This is a genomic window from Lysinibacillus sp. GW823-FHT02G10 (assembly GCF_058797135.1).
In genome coordinates this window covers 358,141-374,560 of sequence record NZ_JBXAJI010000002.1, presented here as the reverse complement: position 1 = coordinate 374,560, position 16,420 = coordinate 358,141, and the positions used below count along the sequence as shown (strand labels likewise).

Here is a 16,420-nt window from a genome sequence, read left to right as displayed (position 1 = left end):
TAAATAAATCGCCCTGAAATGACAATATAAAACATTTCAGGGCAATTTTTAATATTGTATTATAAATGGTTAAGAAGTGTTTTAACAAATTTCTCTAGGCCATTACGATCTTCCACTGAAAATCGATTCACGATAGGACTATCGATATCTAACACACCAATAATTTCACCTTGCTTCATTAGCGGTATAACAATTTCAGACTGCGATGCAGCATCACAGGCAATATGCCCTGGAAAATCATGTACATCTTTTACAACAACTGTTTCTCTTGTTGCCACAGCTGTACCACAAACACCACGCCCAATAGGAATTCTAACACAGGCAGGAAGACCCTGGAATGGTCCTAACACAAGCTCATTATCCTGCAAGAGATAAAAACCAACCCAGTTAATGTTCGTTAAAAATTGATTTAACAGAGCAGAGGCATTACTTAAATTGGCGATTTGATTGGTTTCGCCAGTTAATAGTGCATCTAATTGTTTTGATAATGTCAGATACTGGTCAGCAATTGATCCTTCGTAATTAATTTGTGTAAACATACTAAGCACCTCGTTTAAAAGTTATTTAAATTGGTAATATAACATTATAGTGTTGATGTAAATCTTCTGCGCAATGTGCATCTGAACCAAATACATATGGTAGTTTAATAGTTTGACTATAATTGATAAGGGCAAATGGTGGATAAGGCTCCTGACAATATTGTTTACTTAAACCTGCACTATTTAAATCTAATTCATAGCCCGCGAATTTCATGCTGTCTAATACTTCTTTGATACGTGGGGTGTCATTGATTTTTTCGTTGTGCGCTAGTTGGAATTTATGAATAAGTGATGGATGTCCAATCCGTTTTGGTTTGTATGGTCCAAGATCTGCACTAATCGATTGTAGGACAGTATCATAATATAAATCATATACCAGTTCAACAGAGCCAACTTTTTTTGAAAAATCAATAAAGCATTCAGAAGAAAAGTCGATACATACAAAGGTATCTTGCCATTTTAAAAAATGGACTGATAAAATAGCGTCATCTAAAAGATGTCCATAGGTATCAAGGAATTGACGAGTTTCTTGTTCGTAGCCTTGGATGTAGTCAACTTCTAGTCCGATGCGGATACGAATATCTTGTGCATACTGTTGTTGTAGATGTTGCAATTCTTCAATGTAAGACATGAGATCATCAGGATTCATGCCACTATCTTGTTGCGGGGTTGGATCGACAAAACTTTTGGGCAATGGGGCGTGTTCTGTAAATGTTATATCTGTGAAATGTTGAGAAATTGCTTTTTCAATATATTGCTTGAATGAGTCCGTAGTGCCATGTGGACAAAAAGGACTATGTATATGCCCATCACGTTTCATAATTTACCACTCCTTTAGCTCTATAGATACGCTATTTAAATATTTCACAATAGCGAAAATACAGTTTTCTGAAAAACACTTAAATTTTAGTACAAAAGGCGAAAACATAGTATATAATAAATACAACTAGCCAATTCGTTTATTGTAGAATAGGAGGCTTACGATGGAGTATATCATCATTCCGATTATCCTACTATTAATTTTAGCCATAGTAGGATTTATAATGCGAAGAAAACATGTTGCAATTATTGCAAAACTAGAAAATGAAAAATTACAAATACAACATAATCCTATAAATGAAGAAATTTCAAAAGTAAAATCTTTAAACATGAACGGTGAAACGGAAGAAATGTTTGAACGATGGCGCAATACTTGGGATGAAGTCATCGACGTACATATGACTAAAATCGATTCTCTTCTATTTGATGCTGAGGATCAAATTAATCGACTTCGTTTTAAAAGGGCAACTTTAATAGAACGTGAAATTGAAGATTACATTGAGAAATGCGACCAAGATAAAAATAAAATTTTAGAAGAACTGAATGAATTAATTGGCAGCGAAGAAAAAAATCGAATTGAAATCGAACAATTAAAAGAATACTATCGCTCTGCAAGAAAGACATTGCTGGCTCATCAGCATTCATTCGGTGTAGCATTACCTGCATTAGAGAAGAAGCTAGAGACATTTGTTCAAAAATTTGAAGAGTTCGATGTCCTAACGAATGAAGGTAATTATTTGCAAGCGCGAGAAATTGTCATTAGCTTAAATCAAGAATCGCAGCAGACATTCGAATATATTAATGATGTTCCAACCATCTTAACGGAAATTCAAGTGAAGCTACCAGGTGCGGTTCAGGAATTGCGTAATGGTCAGCGTGAAATGGAAGACCAATCTTACTATTTACAGCATTTAGAATTGACAGATGCACTTAATAAATATGAAAAAGAATTCGAGGCATTAAAACTCGAACTTGCAGAGCTGAATTTAAAAGTTGTTAAACCGCGTGTGACAGAAATAAATGAAGAAATCGACCATTTTTATGATTTACTTGAAAAAGAGGTTATTGCTAAAAATTATGTAGATCAAAATTGTGATCGTTTATTAAGTTCTATTACCAATGTCATTTCTTCAACAAAATTAGTGAATGACGAGGCAACGTATGTACAGCAAAGTTATCATTTAAATGAAAAAGATGCCGAAATTCCAAAAGCCGCTTTAAAACAATTGGAAGCACTGCAACGTCGCTATGATCTATTAGCTATGCGAGTTAGGGAAGAAAAATCAGCTTATTCTAGCTTACAGGAAGAGTTAATCGAAATTAGTGAAGAGCTTGAACGAATTCACGAAGAACAAGGTCATCTGTCGAATACAATGAAGAAACTTCGAATAGATGAAAATAAGGCACGCGCTCAAGTCGAAAACTTAAAGAAAATATTACAGGATACTGATCGTTTATTGAACAAGGCAAATATTCCAGGAATTCCTGAGGAGATGGATGCACGACTTGATGAGGCAGCAGAGCACATCTATGTTGTCATGCAAAGCTTGCAAGAAGTACCACTTAATATGGGTACTGTTCATAATAATCTAAATGCAGCAACACTCTGTGTAGAGGATGTTAAAGTAAAGGCACATGAGTTAATAGAAAATGTGATGCTCATTGAGCGTATTATTCAGTACGGTAATCGTCATCGTGCATCGAACCCAAAATTGAACGGACGTTTAAGAGAAGCAGAAGAGGCTTTCCATCAATTCCGTTATGCAAAGGCTTTAGAAGAAGCAGGTACAGCAGTGGAAGAAATGGAGCCAGGTGCCTTAAAGCGTATTCAAGAAATGGTTGCCGAAGAATTCATAGCAAAATAATTCAAATAACATTTTGAGCTGTCTAAAAAGTATAGCGATTACTTTTTAGACAGCTTTCTATTTATGCTTAGATTAGGATGTGATTCAGTATGAAATTGTCCATCAAAGAAATGAATGAACATTTCGCAAGTGAAATTTTACAATGGCAATATGTAGCACCTTACGATTTTTACAATAATGAATTATCGGGTGAAAATGTACAAGAAATGCTTGATAATCCTTACTTTGCGATCTTTAATAATCATAGTGAACTAATTGGCTATTATTGTACAGGTAAAGCAGCCCAAGTGCCAAAAGGGCAAGGTTTTGGGGCGTATGAAGAACACTGTATAGATATTGGAATTGGGTTGAAGCCAAATCTAACGGGTCAAGGATTAGGAACGGCATTTTTTTCGTTTATTGTTCAAACAGTTCAAGAAGAATATCAGCTGCCATTACGTTTAACAGTTGCACTATTTAATAAGAGAGCAATCCATCTTTATGAAAAATTTGGTTTTGTTAAAGCAATTGAATTTAGTACACCAACAGAGTTTGTCACGATGGTGAAAAAAATGTAGGATATCAATTAAAATTTAAATAATTGTTAAAGTTAGTGGTCAATCGCCAAAGATTGCGTTATGATAAATACCGTTAAATCAACGTTTTGAAAGTGTGTGAAAAGTTATGGTTAATACAATTTATTTGGATAATAGTGCAACAACTAAGCCTTTAAAAGAGGTTATGCAGGCTTTTATGGTTGTAAATGAGCAGTATTATGCTAACCCTGCTTCCATCCATGCTATGGGTGTTGAAGCAAATGATTTATTAATACGTGCGCGTGAGCAAGTAGCAGATATTTTGCAGACAGAGGCAAAAAATGTGCTATTTACTTCAGGTGGTACAGAATCAAATAATGCAGCTATTTTTGGCATAGCACGTAGTAATACGCATATAGGAAAGCATATTTTAACGACTGAAATTGAACATCCATCAGTGCTAGAAACAATGAAACAACTTGAAAAAGAGGGCTATGATGTTGAATATCTTCGTGTCGATCGAAGAGGTGTGATTTCTCTAGATGAGCTTCGTACTAAAATACGAAAAGAAACAATTTTAGTTAGCATCATGCATGTGAATAATGAAATGGGTGCAATTCAGCCTATTAAGGAAGCAGCAAAAATGATTCATGAAATGAGTCGTGCTGCCTTTCATGTTGATGCTGTGCAAAGCTTTGGGAAATTAGCAATATCCTTTAAAGAAGAAGGACCTGACATAATTTCTATCTCTGGTCATAAAATTCATGGCTTTAAAGGCTCAGGAGTGTTAGCATTCCGTAAACCCATAAGATGGCAGCCCTTTGCTCTTGGTGGAGGTCAGGAATTTGGTATGCGTAGTGGTACTGTAGCAGTTCCGCAAGCTGTTGCTTTAGCGAAAGCGGCTCGACTTGCTGTTGAAACAATAAACGAACGCTCAAATAAATACCGTCAATGGCACGATGAAATCCGAACTCAGCTAGAAAGTTATGGCGAAGCAGTCCATGTTTTATCAACGCCACAGGGAGCTGCGCATATTGTGTCATTTAGTGTTCGTGATTTAAAAGGGGAAGTCATTATTAATGCTATGCAAAAACGTGGTGTCATTGTGTCGACATCAAGTGCATGTTCTTCCAAGCAAACGAAAACAAGTCATGTCGTCGAGGCGCTTCACCTTGATGAGCATTATAAAAAAGGCGTGATTCGCCTTAGCTTTGGCGCACATAACACAATAGAAGATATAGAAAACTTTAAACAAGTACTAGCAGAAGTAATGTTGGAACTCAAAGGAGAAAAAAAGTAAATGATTTGGAAAGAAATTTTAATTAGATATGGTGAACTTTCTACAAAAGGTCGCAACAAAATGGATTTTATCCGCCGTTTACGTGAAAATATTCGTCATGCCTTTGCAGATTTAGGACAACTGCATATTCGCACAGAACGTGACCGTATGTTTATTGCCATAGAAGACGAAGCACAAATGCAAATGCTAATTACAGGTTTACCTAAAATTTTTGGTATTCAATCATTTAGCCCTGTCGCTGCATGCGAAAAAGATATGGACAGTATGAAAAAGCTCGCTATCACTATTATGGAGACATTTAAAGATGAGCCACATACATTTAAAGTAGAGGTAAAACGTACTGATAAAACATTTCCTTTAGAATCTCATGCCATCCAACGTGAGATCGGTGGCTATGTTTTACCACAATTTCAAAATTTATCTGTTAAAGTGAAGCAGCCTGATATTGAGCTACGTGTAGAAGTTCGTCATGATGCAACTTATATGATGGCACAAGTCATTCCTGGTGCAGGTGGAATGCCTGTAGGATCAAATGGCAAGTCTTTATTAATGCTATCTGGCGGTATTGATAGCCCTGTCGCAGGTTATTTAATGATGAAGCGTGGTGTGCGATTAGAGGCAATTCACTTCTTTAGTCCACCTTATACAAGCCAAAATTCATTGGAAAAAGTTAAAGTGCTTGCCAATGAATTAACAAAATTTGGTGCTAGTATTCGTTTGCATGTCATTCCTTTTACTGAAATACAAGTTCTTATTAAAGAAAAAGTACCTTCTAATGTATCGATGACGACAACACGCCGAATGATGTTGAAGGTTGCTGATCAGGTGCGTGAGGAAATTGGTGCACTTGCTATTGTAACGGGCGAAAGTCTTGGACAAGTGGCGAGTCAAACGCTTGAAAGTTTAACAGCAATAAACGCAGTAACAAATACACCTATCCTTCGTCCGCTGATTTCAACTGATAAATTAGAGATTATTGATATTGCAGAAAAAATCGGCACATACGAAACATCTATTCAGCCATTTGAAGATTGCTGCACGATTTTTACACCAGCAAGTCCAAAAACAAAACCGAAGCTTGAAAAGGTTGAGCATTATGAAAGCTTCTCTGACTTTGATGAATTGATCGAGCGAGCAGTGAAGAATCGCGAGGTCTATATTTTCCCTAAGAAAGAAGAACAACAAGATAAATTTGCAGATCTACTATAAGGATTCAAAAGCTGTCTCAAAGCCCATTTTGAGACGGCTTTTTTGTATGGATATTGTTATTCCAATAGAGGTACAATTTACCTCTAAATTTTTTGTATTAAAAATCTAATATCGCACATTCTATATTCACAAGGAGGTGAGAAACATGGCTTCAAACAACAACCGTAGTTCAAACCAGCTTGCAGTACCTGGTGTACAACAAGCACTAGATCAAATGAAATACGAAATTGCACAAGAATTTGGTGTTCAATTAGGAGCTGAAGCTTCAGCTCGTGCCAACGGTTCCGTTGGTGGTGAAATCACTAAACGTCTTGTACAAATGGCAGAATCTCAATTAAAAGGTATGCCAAACAACAACCAATAAATGCTGATTAAGCATTTATAAACTTAAAACCAGTGACCGTAAAAGGCACTGGTTTTAGTTTGTTTATTGATCATTTATTTATACGAGATAAGGATCTAAATGTAGCTACTGTATGATCAACATCTTTGCTTTGACAAATAGCTGAAATAACAGCAACACCATCAACCCCCGTTTGAAATACAGAATGTGCATTTGTGAAATTAATTCCACCGATTGCTACAATTGGTAATTCAGGATGTAATGAATGAGCCTCCTGTAAAAAAGATGTACCACATGGTGGTTGTGCATCACTTTTAGAGGATGTTGGAAAGATTGGACCGATACCAACATAATCAGCTTGATGGTTAATAGCTATTTGCAATTCTTCCTCGCAATGGACAGATACACCAAGAATCATGTTCCCGATTCTTTTACGTGCTACACTTACAGGTAAATCATCTTGTCCGATATGAACACCATCAGCTCCTAGTCGTATCGCTAGATCAACATCGTCATTAATGATAAAGGGCACATGATAGTGATGACATAGTTTTTGGCATTGGCGTGCAAATTGTTCATAGGCAAGTCCAGTTAACGCGTGAGGACCTTTTTCACGAAATTGAAACATTGTAATGCCTGCTTGCAAGGCTTTTTCTAGGATATAGATAGGTTGTTCTTGAGGAGGAACATTGCTCGTACCCATAATAAAATAAAGCTCCAAATCCTCACGTTTCATGAATAATCACCTCACAGCCTTCCTTATACTGTTGATAAGCAAAATGATTAGTGGGTCCATGACCATTTCCAATCGATAAATTAAACATAATAGCTAATTGGATATATTTTTTAGCTTCCATAATGGCATTTTCCAGAGCAAATCCTTGTCCAAGAAAAGCAGTAAGTGCTGCGGAAAATGTACATCCAGTACCATGCGTATTTTTTGTTTGGATTCGTGGAGACTGCAAAGAAAAAGAACGTCCATTTTTGCAAAATACATAATCAATGGCATAAAGTGGATCTGCTATATGACCACCTTTAATGATGACACATTGTACACCTAGCTGTAACAAGCTTTGAGCTACTTCTTTCATATCTTCAAAATGATGAATAGATCTCCCAGTAAGTGTCTCTGCCTCGGGTATATTGGGCGTAACAACCGTAGCAAGTGGTAATAAAGTTGAGCGTAAGGCATCGATAGCTTCTTGCTGTAATAGGCTTTCCCCACCTTTTGCAATCATCACCGGATCAACAATCAGTGGAATGTTTAGCTCCCTGATCTGGTGTGCAATTGCTTTGATAATTTCTGAGGAATAAAGCATTCCTGTTTTAATCGCAGCGATTGGAAAATCTTCTACTAAGGCCTCTAATTGTTTTTTTATAAAGGAAACGTCAATAGGGCAAACACCTGTTACACCCAAAGTATTTTGAGCAGTTAGAGCAGTAATAACAGAAGTACCGAACACTTCTAATTCCTGAAATGTTTTTAAATCAGCCTGTATACCCGCGCCTCCACCACTATCTGAGCCAGCGATTGTTGTTACAATATGCATGAAGCTGCACCATCCTTTGATAAGCGATGTATAGCATTGAGTAAGGCTATTTGAAAATCACCAATGTCTGCAGTAAATGCGGATGCCAGTACACCTGCTTTTTTATAGTAAGTAAGTGTTTCTGTTAATTGTTGGTAAGGATTATGGCTTACACTATAGGCTGCGCCACAAATTGCGCTAAGTAAACAACCTGTACCCGTTACTTCCGTCATTTGTGGATGACCACCAGCGATCCATTGGCTATGCTTGCCATCAGTTATAAAATCGCGTTCTCCTGTGACAATAACAATGCATTGATAGCGTTGAGCCAATGATGTGGCTTCTAATTCCGTAGCGATAGTGCCATGACCACTATCTACACCCTTTTGTTGCCAATTTACACCAACTATTGCTGCTAGCTCGCCGAGATTACAGCGAATCACGGCAAAGTGTATGTTTTCAAGTAAGTATCTTACGGTTTCCTTACGATAAGTTGTGGCTCCAACTCCGACAGGATCTAAAATAACAGGAATACCAAGTTTATTGGCTTTTTCACCTGCTAATAACATGGCACTTTTTGTGCGATCATTAAGTGTTCCAATATTAATTAATAATGCTTGAGCAATGGCCACCATCTCCTCTACCTCTTGGTAGTCATCGGCCATTACTGGTGAAGCACCTATCGCTAATAAACCATTTGCTTGAAAATTTGCCACTACATAATTGGTTATACAATGGATAAGTGGTTGCTGTTGACGAATTGTTTGAAAAATCATTGTAGTCCTCCTTTAGGGATGGACGTAAGCATGCAAAAAAGGCTCTTTTTGTGTAAAAATGCACGAAAAGAGCCTTTCATCTGAAAACGATGTTTATTGCTCCCTACGTCAGTATTAACTAACAGGTTCAAAGGGTCAGGTTTTACCTTCTCAACTCTTACGAGTCCCCCTGCAATCTTGCTTTTAGTTGACCAAAATGTACCATACTTTTCATTTGTATTCAATAGCAAGTTTTCCTATAGATAAAATGTGACCGATGCCATATAGGAGGGTATGATAGTTGTCATGACTTTACCGAAATTAAGCACAAACCATTGAAAATGCTGAAAAAAGAGTTTTATAATGTGTCATAACAAAAGGGGGCAATTGCCATGAAAAGACAAGATTTAGTTGCACCAGAATGGTATAACATAGTAGAGGAAATTGAAAAATATGCTCAGGATGCAGCCAAAAATGCTTTAATCATTTATGAAGAAAACCAAGACATCCAATGTATTACATATGCACATTTATTGGAAAAAGCAAATCAAGCAGCACATGTATTCACCAAGCAAGGTTTAAAGAAAGGTGACGTCATTTTAGTAATGGTACCACGTTCGGTTGAAGCATATATTGTGTATATTGCTGCATTGAAAGCGGGTTTAACTATTATTCCAAGTTCTGAGATGTTAAGAACAAAGGATATTGAGTATCGAATTCATCATGCAAATGCTAAAGCAGTTATTGCATTTGAACCCTATATTGAACAGTTCGATAAAGTGAAAAATTTACAAGACATACTGCAATTTGTCATAGGGAATGCACATGAACCTTGGCAGAACATACTTGAAAAAATGAATAATCAACCTACAACCTACATAAATCCTATCCCAACAAAAAGCACAGACAATGCATTTTTAGCCTATACAAGCGGAACAACAGGAAATCCAAAAGCAGCAGTGCATACGCATAGTTGGGGCTATGCTCATTTACGAACAACAGCACCATATTGGTTGGGTGTACAAGAAAATGATATTGTTTGGGCGACTGCAGCACCAGGGTGGCAAAAATGGATTTGGAGTCCATTTCTAGCTACTTTAGGCAGTGGTGCTACTGCATTTGTCTACAAAGGTAAATTTGAAGCAGCTTCTTATTTAGCATTGCTTGAGAGATTCAAAATCAATGTACTATGTTGTACACCAACTGAATATCGTTTTATGGCAGCGCTTGAAAATTTACATGAATATGATTTAAGTGCAATTCGCCAAGCTGTATCAGCTGGTGAGCCATTAAATAGTGAGGTTATTAGAGTATTCTTGGAAACATTCAAATTACAAGTGCGAGATGGCTATGGACAAACGGAAAATACATTATTGGTAGGCACAATGGTAGGGATGGAAGCGAGAGTTGGCTCTATGGGAAAACCTACTCCTGGCAACACTGTTGAAATTATTAATGATTTGGGCAAACCTGTTACAATCGGAGAAGTTGGTGATATTGCTGTTCATCGCGAAACGCCAGCACTCTTTAAAAAATATTTAAATGATCCTGAACGTACAAATTTACAATTTCGTGGGGATTGGTATATTACAGGAGATCGTGCCTATAAAGATGAAGATGGCTACTTTTGGTTTGACGGACGAGGAGACGATGTTATTATATCCTCAGGCTATACAATTGGCCCTTTTGAAGTAGAGGATGCTTTAATGAAACATCCAACTGTAAAAGAGGCTGCTGTTATAGCGAGCCCTGATAAAGTAAGAGGAAATATTGTCAAAGCATTTATTGTTCTGCGCAATGGTGAAAAAGGTGATGGAGCGCTTATTCAAACACTCCAAAGTCATGTTAAATCATTGACTGCTCCTTATAAATATCCACGTGCTATTGAATTTGTAGAGGAACTACCAAAAACATCTTCTGGGAAAATTAGACGTGTCGAATTACGGCAACAAGAAATCAAACACCTCCAATTATAATATTTCCTAGGAAATAATGTCGAAAATCAAAGTTCATCAAAGGTATGGACTTTGATTTTTTTATTTTTTTTAGGTAAGGTAATATGAGGAAATACATAGCTTAAAGCTTTTTGTGTTTAATTATTGCAAAAAAATGAAACAAATTGGCAAGTCATACGTATTACGTGTTGAGGAGGCGGAAAGACATGAATGTAAAAAGGTGGGTTGCTTTAGTAGTGGCAGGTGTTCTTTTACTATTTTCGTTAGGAATTAATACCATTTTTGCGCTATTTAAAGCAGATTTCCTAGGTAATTTTGATAGCTTAATGGCAGGTAATAGCTTAGATGTATATGAAAATGTCATTGAAGGGGAGAATTTTGATAAGCGAATTGCTTATTTAAAGGTAGATGGAACAATTCAAGATATCGGCTCAAGTACATTGTGGCAACCAGTTGCCTATGATCATCAATTTTTCTTAGAACAATTGGATAATATTTTATATGATGAGTCCATACAGGGTGTTGTTTTAAGCGTTAATTCACCAGGTGGTGGTGTAAAGGAATCTGCAGATATCTATAAAAAGCTACTAAAAATAAAAGAAGAACGACAAATTCCAATTTATGTATCAATGGATTCTATGGCAGCTTCAGGTGGTTATTATATTTCTGCACCAGCAGATAAAATATTTGCCCATCGTGATACAATAACAGGCTCTATTGGTGTCATCATGCAATCAATTAACTATCAAGAGCTGGCTGAAAAAGTAGGAGTCAAATTTGAAACGTTTAAATCGGGAGAGCATAAAGATATGCTAAGTCCAATGCGTGAAGTGACAGCAGAGGAACGTGCAATGATGCAAGATATGATTAATGAAACGTACGAAGAATTTGTAGATATTGTAGAGCAGGGACGTAATATGTCTGAAGCAGAAGTAAAGAAGGTTGCAGATGGTCGTATTCTTGGCGGTACAAAAGCACTTGAAGCAGGGTTAATTGATGAAATTGGTGATGAAGAAGCGGCCATTGCAGCTCTTCGTGAGGATTATGGACTTGAAGATGCAGCTTTATTTGAGTATTCATACGATATGGGTGGCTGGCAATCATACGTAGGTATGAAAATTGGCTCCATGTTCGGTCCCTCTGCCGAAGAAAAAATGCTAATGAAAATCATGACGGACTATAGCGCTCCGAAAATGATGTATCTATATGGGGAATACTAAGGGGGGAGCACAATGACAAACAATGAAATTGTTATGCAAGGTTCACCCTCATTGGAAAATGGCTTCTATATAAACACTTCAGGAGAATCGGCACATGAAAAAAACTATGCATTAAAAACTGCTGGTTTTTGGGTACGATTTTGGGCATTTTTATTAGATGGATTCATCATTTCTGCTGTAGGTGGAATACTCGTCAATCCTATCTTCTATTTAATGGATTGGTCTTTATCTGATTCGGTTTGGTATGCGCCAATTTCTATTATTACAGCAATTTTCTACTATAGCTATTTTGTGCTGATGACCAAGTTCTTTGGGCAAACACTAGGGAAAATGGTGTTCGGATTACGTGTAATTTCATTAAAGCACGATCAGCTAACTTGGTCAGATGTGTTATTCCGTGATTGGATTGGTCGTATCATCAATAATATTTTTATGCCACTGTATATTTTGGTAGTGATTTTGCCAGAAAATCAAGGCTTACATGATTATTTTGCCGATACAACAGTGGTGCACGAAAAGATCTTTATTGAAAAGGCTTCAACACCGACTACTTTACCAAAACAAGAAGAACATATAGAAATTACTGTGCAAGAAGAAAAAATAGACTTAGCCAAGCTAGAGGAAAAAAATGAACAATAAACATAAGACTGTCTCAAATTAGGAGACAGTCTTATCTATTTCTATGTATGTAAGCTATCATAGTTGCAATTAATTCCCTTCATTTAGTAATATTATGTACATATGATGATTAGGAGGCGTTTAGATGGCACAAGTAACATTTAAAAATGGTCCAGTGACACTAGTAGGAAATGAAGTAAAGGTGGGCGATCAAGCTCCAGATTTTACGGTATTAGCGAATGACCTATCACCTGTAACATTAAATGATTCAGAAGGAAAAATTCGTTTATTTAGTGTTGTACCATCATTAGATACTGGTGTATGTGATGCGCAAACACGTCGATTCAATGAGGAAGCAGCGAACTTAGGTGATAATGTAGTCATTTATACAGTATCTGTTGATCTTCCATTCGCTCAAAAGCGTTGGTGTGGTGCAGCAGGTATAGATGCTGTCCAAACTGTATCAGATCACCGCGACCTTTCATTTGGTGAGGCATATGGCGTATACATTCAAGAATTACGTCTTCTGACACGTGCAGTATTCGTTGTGGATGCAAACAATAAAGTAACATATGTTGAATATGTACCTGAAGCTACAGATCATCCAAACTATGAAGCGGCCATTGCAGCTGTCAAAGCACTAGCATAATAAGCTGCTTTTAGGCTAAGATAATACTAGACAAAGGGGCTGTGACAAGTGTTTGTCACGGCTCTTTTCTGCGTGAAAGGAAGTTAGATATGGAAAATATCGAAAAGTTATTTGGTTTGCTAAATGAGCATGCCGAAAAAATTGAAAAAGAACACAATATAACGTTACTAGAAGGATTATTAGATGGGTTAGAGGCATGGCTTGATGGCGAAGTTGATTTTTCTCAAAAAGATGCAACAAAAGAGGATATTCGTAAAGCTATTCAAATTGCTATTTTAAAAGGGATGCGCAAAGGCTCACAGCCGAATCATCAAATGACTCCTGACACGTTAGGGCTATTAGTGGGCTACTTTGTGGAGCAGATTTTTGCAGAGCGTCTTGAAAATGAAAAGATCTCGATCATGGACCCAGCAGTAGGCACGGGCAATTTATTACTGACGGTTATGAATTTATTAGATGGAAAAGTGGAAGCAACAGGTGTAGAGGTGGATGAGCTACTTATTCGTCTTGCTGCGGCAACTGCTGACTTAACAGAACAACCTATTTCTTTATACCGTCAAGATGCCTTAGAAGATTTATTGGTCAATCCAGTGGATGCCGTTGTTTGTGATCTACCTGTAGGTTATTATCCAAATGAAGAAGTGGCGCTCGATTATGAATTATGTCCAGCGGAGGGGATGAGTTATGCCCATCATTTATTCATCGAGCAATCAATGAATTATACAAAGGATGGCGGCTATTTATTTTTCCTTGCACCATCTCATCTGTTTGAGTCAGAGCAGTCTAAGCAATTACACAAATACATTCAAAAACATGCGTGGATTCAAGCGATTATTCAATTACCTGACTCGATGTTTGCAAATAAATCATTAGAGAAGAGCATTGTGATTTTACAAAAACAATCGAAGGAATTGAAAGCACCTAAAGAAGTCCTATTAGCTAAAGTACCAAATATGCAGAATAAGCAGGCACTTGCGCTATTCTTTGAAAAAGTGAAGATGTGGAAAGAGGGCAAGTAATTGCTCTTGAGTGCAAGTAAAAAGGTATCCTATACAAGGATACCTTTTTATGTATTACAAATTAGTTTTCAGGCGTACGGATAACTAGTACGTCACATTTAGCTGAACGTACAATAGCCTCAGATACAGAACCGATTAGGAAGCGTTCTACTGCATTTAGACCAGTTGCACCACAAATGATTAAATCTGCGTCTACGATGTTAGAAAGCTCTTTTGTTATGATATTTTTTGGAGAGCCATACTCGATGATAAGATTAACATTCGTTAAACCTTCATCTTCAGCTTGCTTTTTGTAACCATTTAATAGTTCTTCAGAAAATGCTTGAGCACGCTCTGCAATGGAACGGTCATATGCTTCGATAGCAGCAAATGAACGAGTATCGATTACATTTACTAGATTTAACACTGCACCTTCGTTTCGTTTTGCAACATCAATTGATTTACGAAACGCGTATTCAGCTTCTTTTGAACCGTCTACTGCAACAACAATGCTTTTATAATGATTAGCCATTTGAAAAACCTCCCTGATTTGTATATGTTGATTATACCAAATGATTTTCTAAAGGAAATACTTTCCGCAAGAAAAATTATGAAAATGTGAAGGCATTTCATGTAGAAATGTTAATTAATTATAAATATCTAATTCCCACTATTTGCAGTGTGTAAACGTCTTTTGATTGGTTTCAACTACACATGAATCAGCTCCATTAACTGCTACCTATACTCCTTTTTAGTTTTTAAATATAGTAATTTATAATGATATACAACGTTTGAATATTTGTTATTTTGGAAATCTTATAAATTTTATCTGTATTTGCATTAGTTAAAGCTTTTTTTGCAATTGTTTGGTAATATGGAAGTGCAAGGGGTGCATCAAGTTTAGTTACATAAATGATGCTTATTTCTTACGTTATGGAAGGGGATAGGAAACAATGAAGATTGGTATTCCAAAGGAAATTAAAAACAATGAAAACCGTGTAGCAATGACACCAGCAGGAGTTGTCACTTTAACACATGCAGGGCATGAAGTGTACATTGAAACAGGAGCGGGGCTAGGTTCAAGCTTTACGGATGCTGATTACATTGCAGCAGGTGCTCATATTGTTCAAACAGCTAAAGAAGCTTGGTCCCAAGAAATGATTATGAAGGTAAAAGAACCTGTAGCTTCTGAGTATGATTACTTCTACGAGGGTCAAATTTTATTCACTTATTTACACTTAGCGCCAGAGGTTGAATTAACTCAGGCACTTTTAAATAAAAAAGTTGTAGGAATTGCCTACGAAACAGTACAATTAGCAAATGGTTCATTACCTTTGTTAACACCAATGAGTGAAGTCGCTGGTAAAATGGCTACACAAATTGGTGCACAGTTCTTAGAGAGAAACCATGCTGGTAAAGGTATTTTACTAGGTGGTGTATCGGGTGTACAACGTGGAAAAGTGACAGTAATTGGCGGTGGTATTGCGGGTACAAATGCTGCAAAAATTGCTGTTGGCATGGGTGCTGATGTGACAGTTATCGATTTAAGCCCAGAACGTTTACGTCAATTAGAAGATATGTTTGGACGCGATGTTCAAACATTAATGTCTAATCCATATAATATTGCAGAATCAGTGAAAGATTCAGATTTAGTTATTGGTGCTGTATTAATTCCAGGCGCAAAAGCACCGAAACTTGTATCGGAAGAAATGATTCAATCAATGCAAGCCGGCTCTGTTGTAGTTGATATTGCAATTGACCAAGGTGGTATTTTTGCAACATCTGATCGTGTGACAACACATGATGATCCAACATATGTGAAGCATGGCGTTGTACACTATGCAGTTGCAAATATGCCTGGTGCGGTACCACGTACTTCTACAATTGCTTTAACAAATAATACAATTCCATATGCACTTCAAATTGCCAACAAAGGCTACAAACAAGCTTGCCTTGATAATGCAGCACTGAAAAAAGGTGTGAATACATTAGATGGACAACTTGTTTATAAAGCAGTGGCAGATTCGCAAGGACTACCATTTGTCAATGTGGATGAGTTAATTCAATAAACTTTGCTAGACAGAGAAAAAGGAAGCACACTAGTTG

Annotated in this window: 17 protein-coding genes and 1 riboswitch; of the genes, 11 read left to right on the top strand and 6 right to left on the bottom strand. The window is 36.9% G+C overall.

Annotated features, from left to right (window positions below; all coding sequences use genetic code 11):
- Window positions 1-59 precede the first annotated feature (59 nt).
- Together AC1RFD_RS11760 and hisJ are read right to left on the bottom strand one after the other, a co-directional pair.
- Window positions 60-539: a GAF domain-containing protein gene (locus tag AC1RFD_RS11760; protein WP_259948494.1), complete on the bottom strand. Its 480-nt coding sequence runs from the start codon at window positions 537-539 to the stop codon at window positions 60-62.
- Window positions 540-564: 25 nt separating this feature from the next.
- The gene (hisJ, locus tag AC1RFD_RS11755; protein WP_259948491.1) at window positions 565-1,359 is read right to left on the bottom strand and encodes a histidinol-phosphatase HisJ; all 795 of its coding nucleotides are present in this window, start codon (window positions 1,357-1,359) and stop codon (window positions 565-567) included.
- A gap of 163 nt (window positions 1,360-1,522) precedes the next feature.
- Between hisJ and ezrA the strand changes: the two genes are divergently transcribed.
- The 5 genes from ezrA to AC1RFD_RS11730 all read left to right on the top strand — a co-directional run bounded on the left by ezrA (window position 1,523) and on the right by AC1RFD_RS11730 (window position 6,611).
- Window positions 1,523-3,223 (top strand): septation ring formation regulator EzrA, encoded by a 1,701-nt coding sequence (gene ezrA, locus AC1RFD_RS11750; RefSeq protein WP_492474919.1) that lies wholly within the window; start codon window positions 1,523-1,525, stop codon window positions 3,221-3,223.
- Between the two features lie 89 nt (window positions 3,224-3,312).
- Window positions 3,313-3,780: a GNAT family N-acetyltransferase gene (locus AC1RFD_RS11745; RefSeq protein WP_259948488.1), complete on the top strand. Its 468-nt coding sequence runs from the start codon at window positions 3,313-3,315 to the stop codon at window positions 3,778-3,780.
- Between the two features lie 106 nt (window positions 3,781-3,886).
- Window positions 3,887-5,038 carry a cysteine desulfurase family protein gene (locus tag AC1RFD_RS11740; RefSeq protein WP_259948487.1) on the top strand — a complete coding sequence of 384 codons (1,152 nt, stop codon included), beginning with the start codon at window positions 3,887-3,889 and terminating at the stop codon, window positions 5,036-5,038.
- Window positions 5,039-6,247, top strand: a complete 1,209-nt coding sequence (gene thiI / locus AC1RFD_RS11735; RefSeq protein WP_048393538.1) for a tRNA uracil 4-sulfurtransferase ThiI — start codon at window positions 5,039-5,041, stop codon at window positions 6,245-6,247.
- A 145-nt stretch (window positions 6,248-6,392) separates the two neighbouring features.
- On the top strand, window positions 6,393-6,611 hold the full coding sequence (locus tag AC1RFD_RS11730; RefSeq protein ID WP_004226165.1) for an alpha/beta-type small acid-soluble spore protein: 219 nt from the start codon (window positions 6,393-6,395) through the stop codon (window positions 6,609-6,611).
- Between the two features lie 70 nt (window positions 6,612-6,681).
- Here AC1RFD_RS11730 and thiE read toward each other — a convergent pair whose 3' ends face one another.
- From thiE to thiM, 3 genes are read right to left on the bottom strand one after another with little or no spacing between them, the layout of a single operon-like run.
- Window positions 6,682-7,326: a thiamine phosphate synthase gene (gene thiE, locus AC1RFD_RS11725; protein ID WP_048393540.1), complete on the bottom strand. Its 645-nt coding sequence runs from the start codon at window positions 7,324-7,326 to the stop codon at window positions 6,682-6,684.
- Window positions 7,316-8,140 carry a bifunctional hydroxymethylpyrimidine kinase/phosphomethylpyrimidine kinase gene (thiD, locus tag AC1RFD_RS11720; protein ID WP_259948485.1) on the bottom strand — a complete coding sequence of 275 codons (825 nt, stop codon included), beginning with the start codon at window positions 8,138-8,140 and terminating at the stop codon, window positions 7,316-7,318. Before thiD ends, thiE begins: the two co-directional genes overlap by 11 nt.
- Entirely contained in the window at window positions 8,128-8,895 is a 768-nt protein-coding gene (thiM, locus tag AC1RFD_RS11715) for a hydroxyethylthiazole kinase (RefSeq protein ID WP_259948483.1), read from the bottom strand. Before thiM ends, thiD begins: the two co-directional genes overlap by 13 nt.
- A gap of 83 nt (window positions 8,896-8,978) precedes the next feature.
- A riboswitch (TPP riboswitch) is annotated at window positions 8,979-9,076 on the bottom strand.
- 190 nt (window positions 9,077-9,266) lie between these two features.
- Here thiM and mbcS point away from each other — a divergent pair.
- From mbcS to AC1RFD_RS11690, 5 genes are all read left to right on the top strand, one after another.
- Complete coding sequence (gene mbcS, locus AC1RFD_RS11710) at window positions 9,267-10,850, top strand: acyl-CoA synthetase MbcS (RefSeq protein ID WP_115674498.1); 1,584 nt, start codon at window positions 9,267-9,269, stop codon at window positions 10,848-10,850.
- Between the two features lie 185 nt (window positions 10,851-11,035).
- Window positions 11,036-12,049, top strand: a complete 1,014-nt coding sequence (gene sppA / locus AC1RFD_RS11705; protein WP_048393549.1) for a signal peptide peptidase SppA — start codon at window positions 11,036-11,038, stop codon at window positions 12,047-12,049.
- A gap of 12 nt (window positions 12,050-12,061) precedes the next feature.
- A complete protein-coding gene (locus tag AC1RFD_RS11700; protein ID WP_054549949.1) occupies window positions 12,062-12,688 on the top strand; it encodes an RDD family protein in 627 nt (208 codons plus the stop codon).
- A 124-nt stretch (window positions 12,689-12,812) separates the two neighbouring features.
- Window positions 12,813-13,316: a thiol peroxidase gene (gene tpx / locus AC1RFD_RS11695; RefSeq protein WP_004226187.1), complete on the top strand. Its 504-nt coding sequence runs from the start codon at window positions 12,813-12,815 to the stop codon at window positions 13,314-13,316.
- Window positions 13,317-13,405: 89 nt separating this feature from the next.
- Window positions 13,406-14,335, top strand: a complete 930-nt coding sequence (locus tag AC1RFD_RS11690; protein ID WP_259419417.1) for a class I SAM-dependent methyltransferase — start codon at window positions 13,406-13,408, stop codon at window positions 14,333-14,335.
- A gap of 61 nt (window positions 14,336-14,396) precedes the next feature.
- Here the strand turns inward: AC1RFD_RS11690 and AC1RFD_RS11685 are convergent, their stop codons facing one another.
- Complete coding sequence (locus AC1RFD_RS11685; protein WP_004226191.1) at window positions 14,397-14,846, bottom strand: universal stress protein; 450 nt, start codon at window positions 14,844-14,846, stop codon at window positions 14,397-14,399.
- Window positions 14,847-15,267: 421 nt separating this feature from the next.
- On the opposite strand from AC1RFD_RS11685, the gene ald reads away from it, so the two are divergent.
- Window positions 15,268-16,383: an alanine dehydrogenase gene (gene ald / locus AC1RFD_RS11680; RefSeq protein ID WP_004226195.1), complete on the top strand. Its 1,116-nt coding sequence runs from the start codon at window positions 15,268-15,270 to the stop codon at window positions 16,381-16,383.
- Window positions 16,384-16,420: the final 37 nt, after the last annotated feature.

What these genes read in the sequence shown, in the direction of transcription:
- AC1RFD_RS11760 (WP_259948494.1), bottom strand. Translation starts at nt 539, where the DNA reads ATGTTTACACAAATTAATTACGAAGGATCAATTGCTGACCAGTATCTG.
- hisJ (WP_259948491.1), bottom strand. Translation starts at nt 1,359, where the DNA reads ATGAAACGTGATGGGCATATACATAGTCCTTTTTGTCCACATGGCACT.
- ezrA (WP_492474919.1), top strand. Translation starts at nt 1,523, where the DNA reads ATGGAGTATATCATCATTCCGATTATCCTACTATTAATTTTAGCCATA.
- AC1RFD_RS11745 (WP_259948488.1), top strand. Translation starts at nt 3,313, where the DNA reads ATGAAATTGTCCATCAAAGAAATGAATGAACATTTCGCAAGTGAAATT.
- AC1RFD_RS11740 (WP_259948487.1), top strand. Translation starts at nt 3,887, where the DNA reads ATGGTTAATACAATTTATTTGGATAATAGTGCAACAACTAAGCCTTTA.
- thiI (WP_048393538.1), top strand. Translation starts at nt 5,039, where the DNA reads ATGATTTGGAAAGAAATTTTAATTAGATATGGTGAACTTTCTACAAAA.
- AC1RFD_RS11730 (WP_004226165.1), top strand. Translation starts at nt 6,393, where the DNA reads ATGGCTTCAAACAACAACCGTAGTTCAAACCAGCTTGCAGTACCTGGT.
- thiE (WP_048393540.1), bottom strand. Translation starts at nt 7,326, where the DNA reads ATGAAACGTGAGGATTTGGAGCTTTATTTTATTATGGGTACGAGCAAT.
- thiD (WP_259948485.1), bottom strand. Translation starts at nt 8,140, where the DNA reads ATGCATATTGTAACAACAATCGCTGGCTCAGATAGTGGTGGAGGCGCG.
- thiM (WP_259948483.1), bottom strand. Translation starts at nt 8,895, where the DNA reads ATGATTTTTCAAACAATTCGTCAACAGCAACCACTTATCCATTGTATA.
- mbcS (WP_115674498.1), top strand. Translation starts at nt 9,267, where the DNA reads ATGAAAAGACAAGATTTAGTTGCACCAGAATGGTATAACATAGTAGAG.
- sppA (WP_048393549.1), top strand. Translation starts at nt 11,036, where the DNA reads ATGAATGTAAAAAGGTGGGTTGCTTTAGTAGTGGCAGGTGTTCTTTTA.
- AC1RFD_RS11700 (WP_054549949.1), top strand. Translation starts at nt 12,062, where the DNA reads ATGACAAACAATGAAATTGTTATGCAAGGTTCACCCTCATTGGAAAAT.
- tpx (WP_004226187.1), top strand. Translation starts at nt 12,813, where the DNA reads ATGGCACAAGTAACATTTAAAAATGGTCCAGTGACACTAGTAGGAAAT.
- AC1RFD_RS11690 (WP_259419417.1), top strand. Translation starts at nt 13,406, where the DNA reads ATGGAAAATATCGAAAAGTTATTTGGTTTGCTAAATGAGCATGCCGAA.
- AC1RFD_RS11685 (WP_004226191.1), bottom strand. Translation starts at nt 14,846, where the DNA reads ATGGCTAATCATTATAAAAGCATTGTTGTTGCAGTAGACGGTTCAAAA.
- ald (WP_004226195.1), top strand. Translation starts at nt 15,268, where the DNA reads ATGAAGATTGGTATTCCAAAGGAAATTAAAAACAATGAAAACCGTGTA.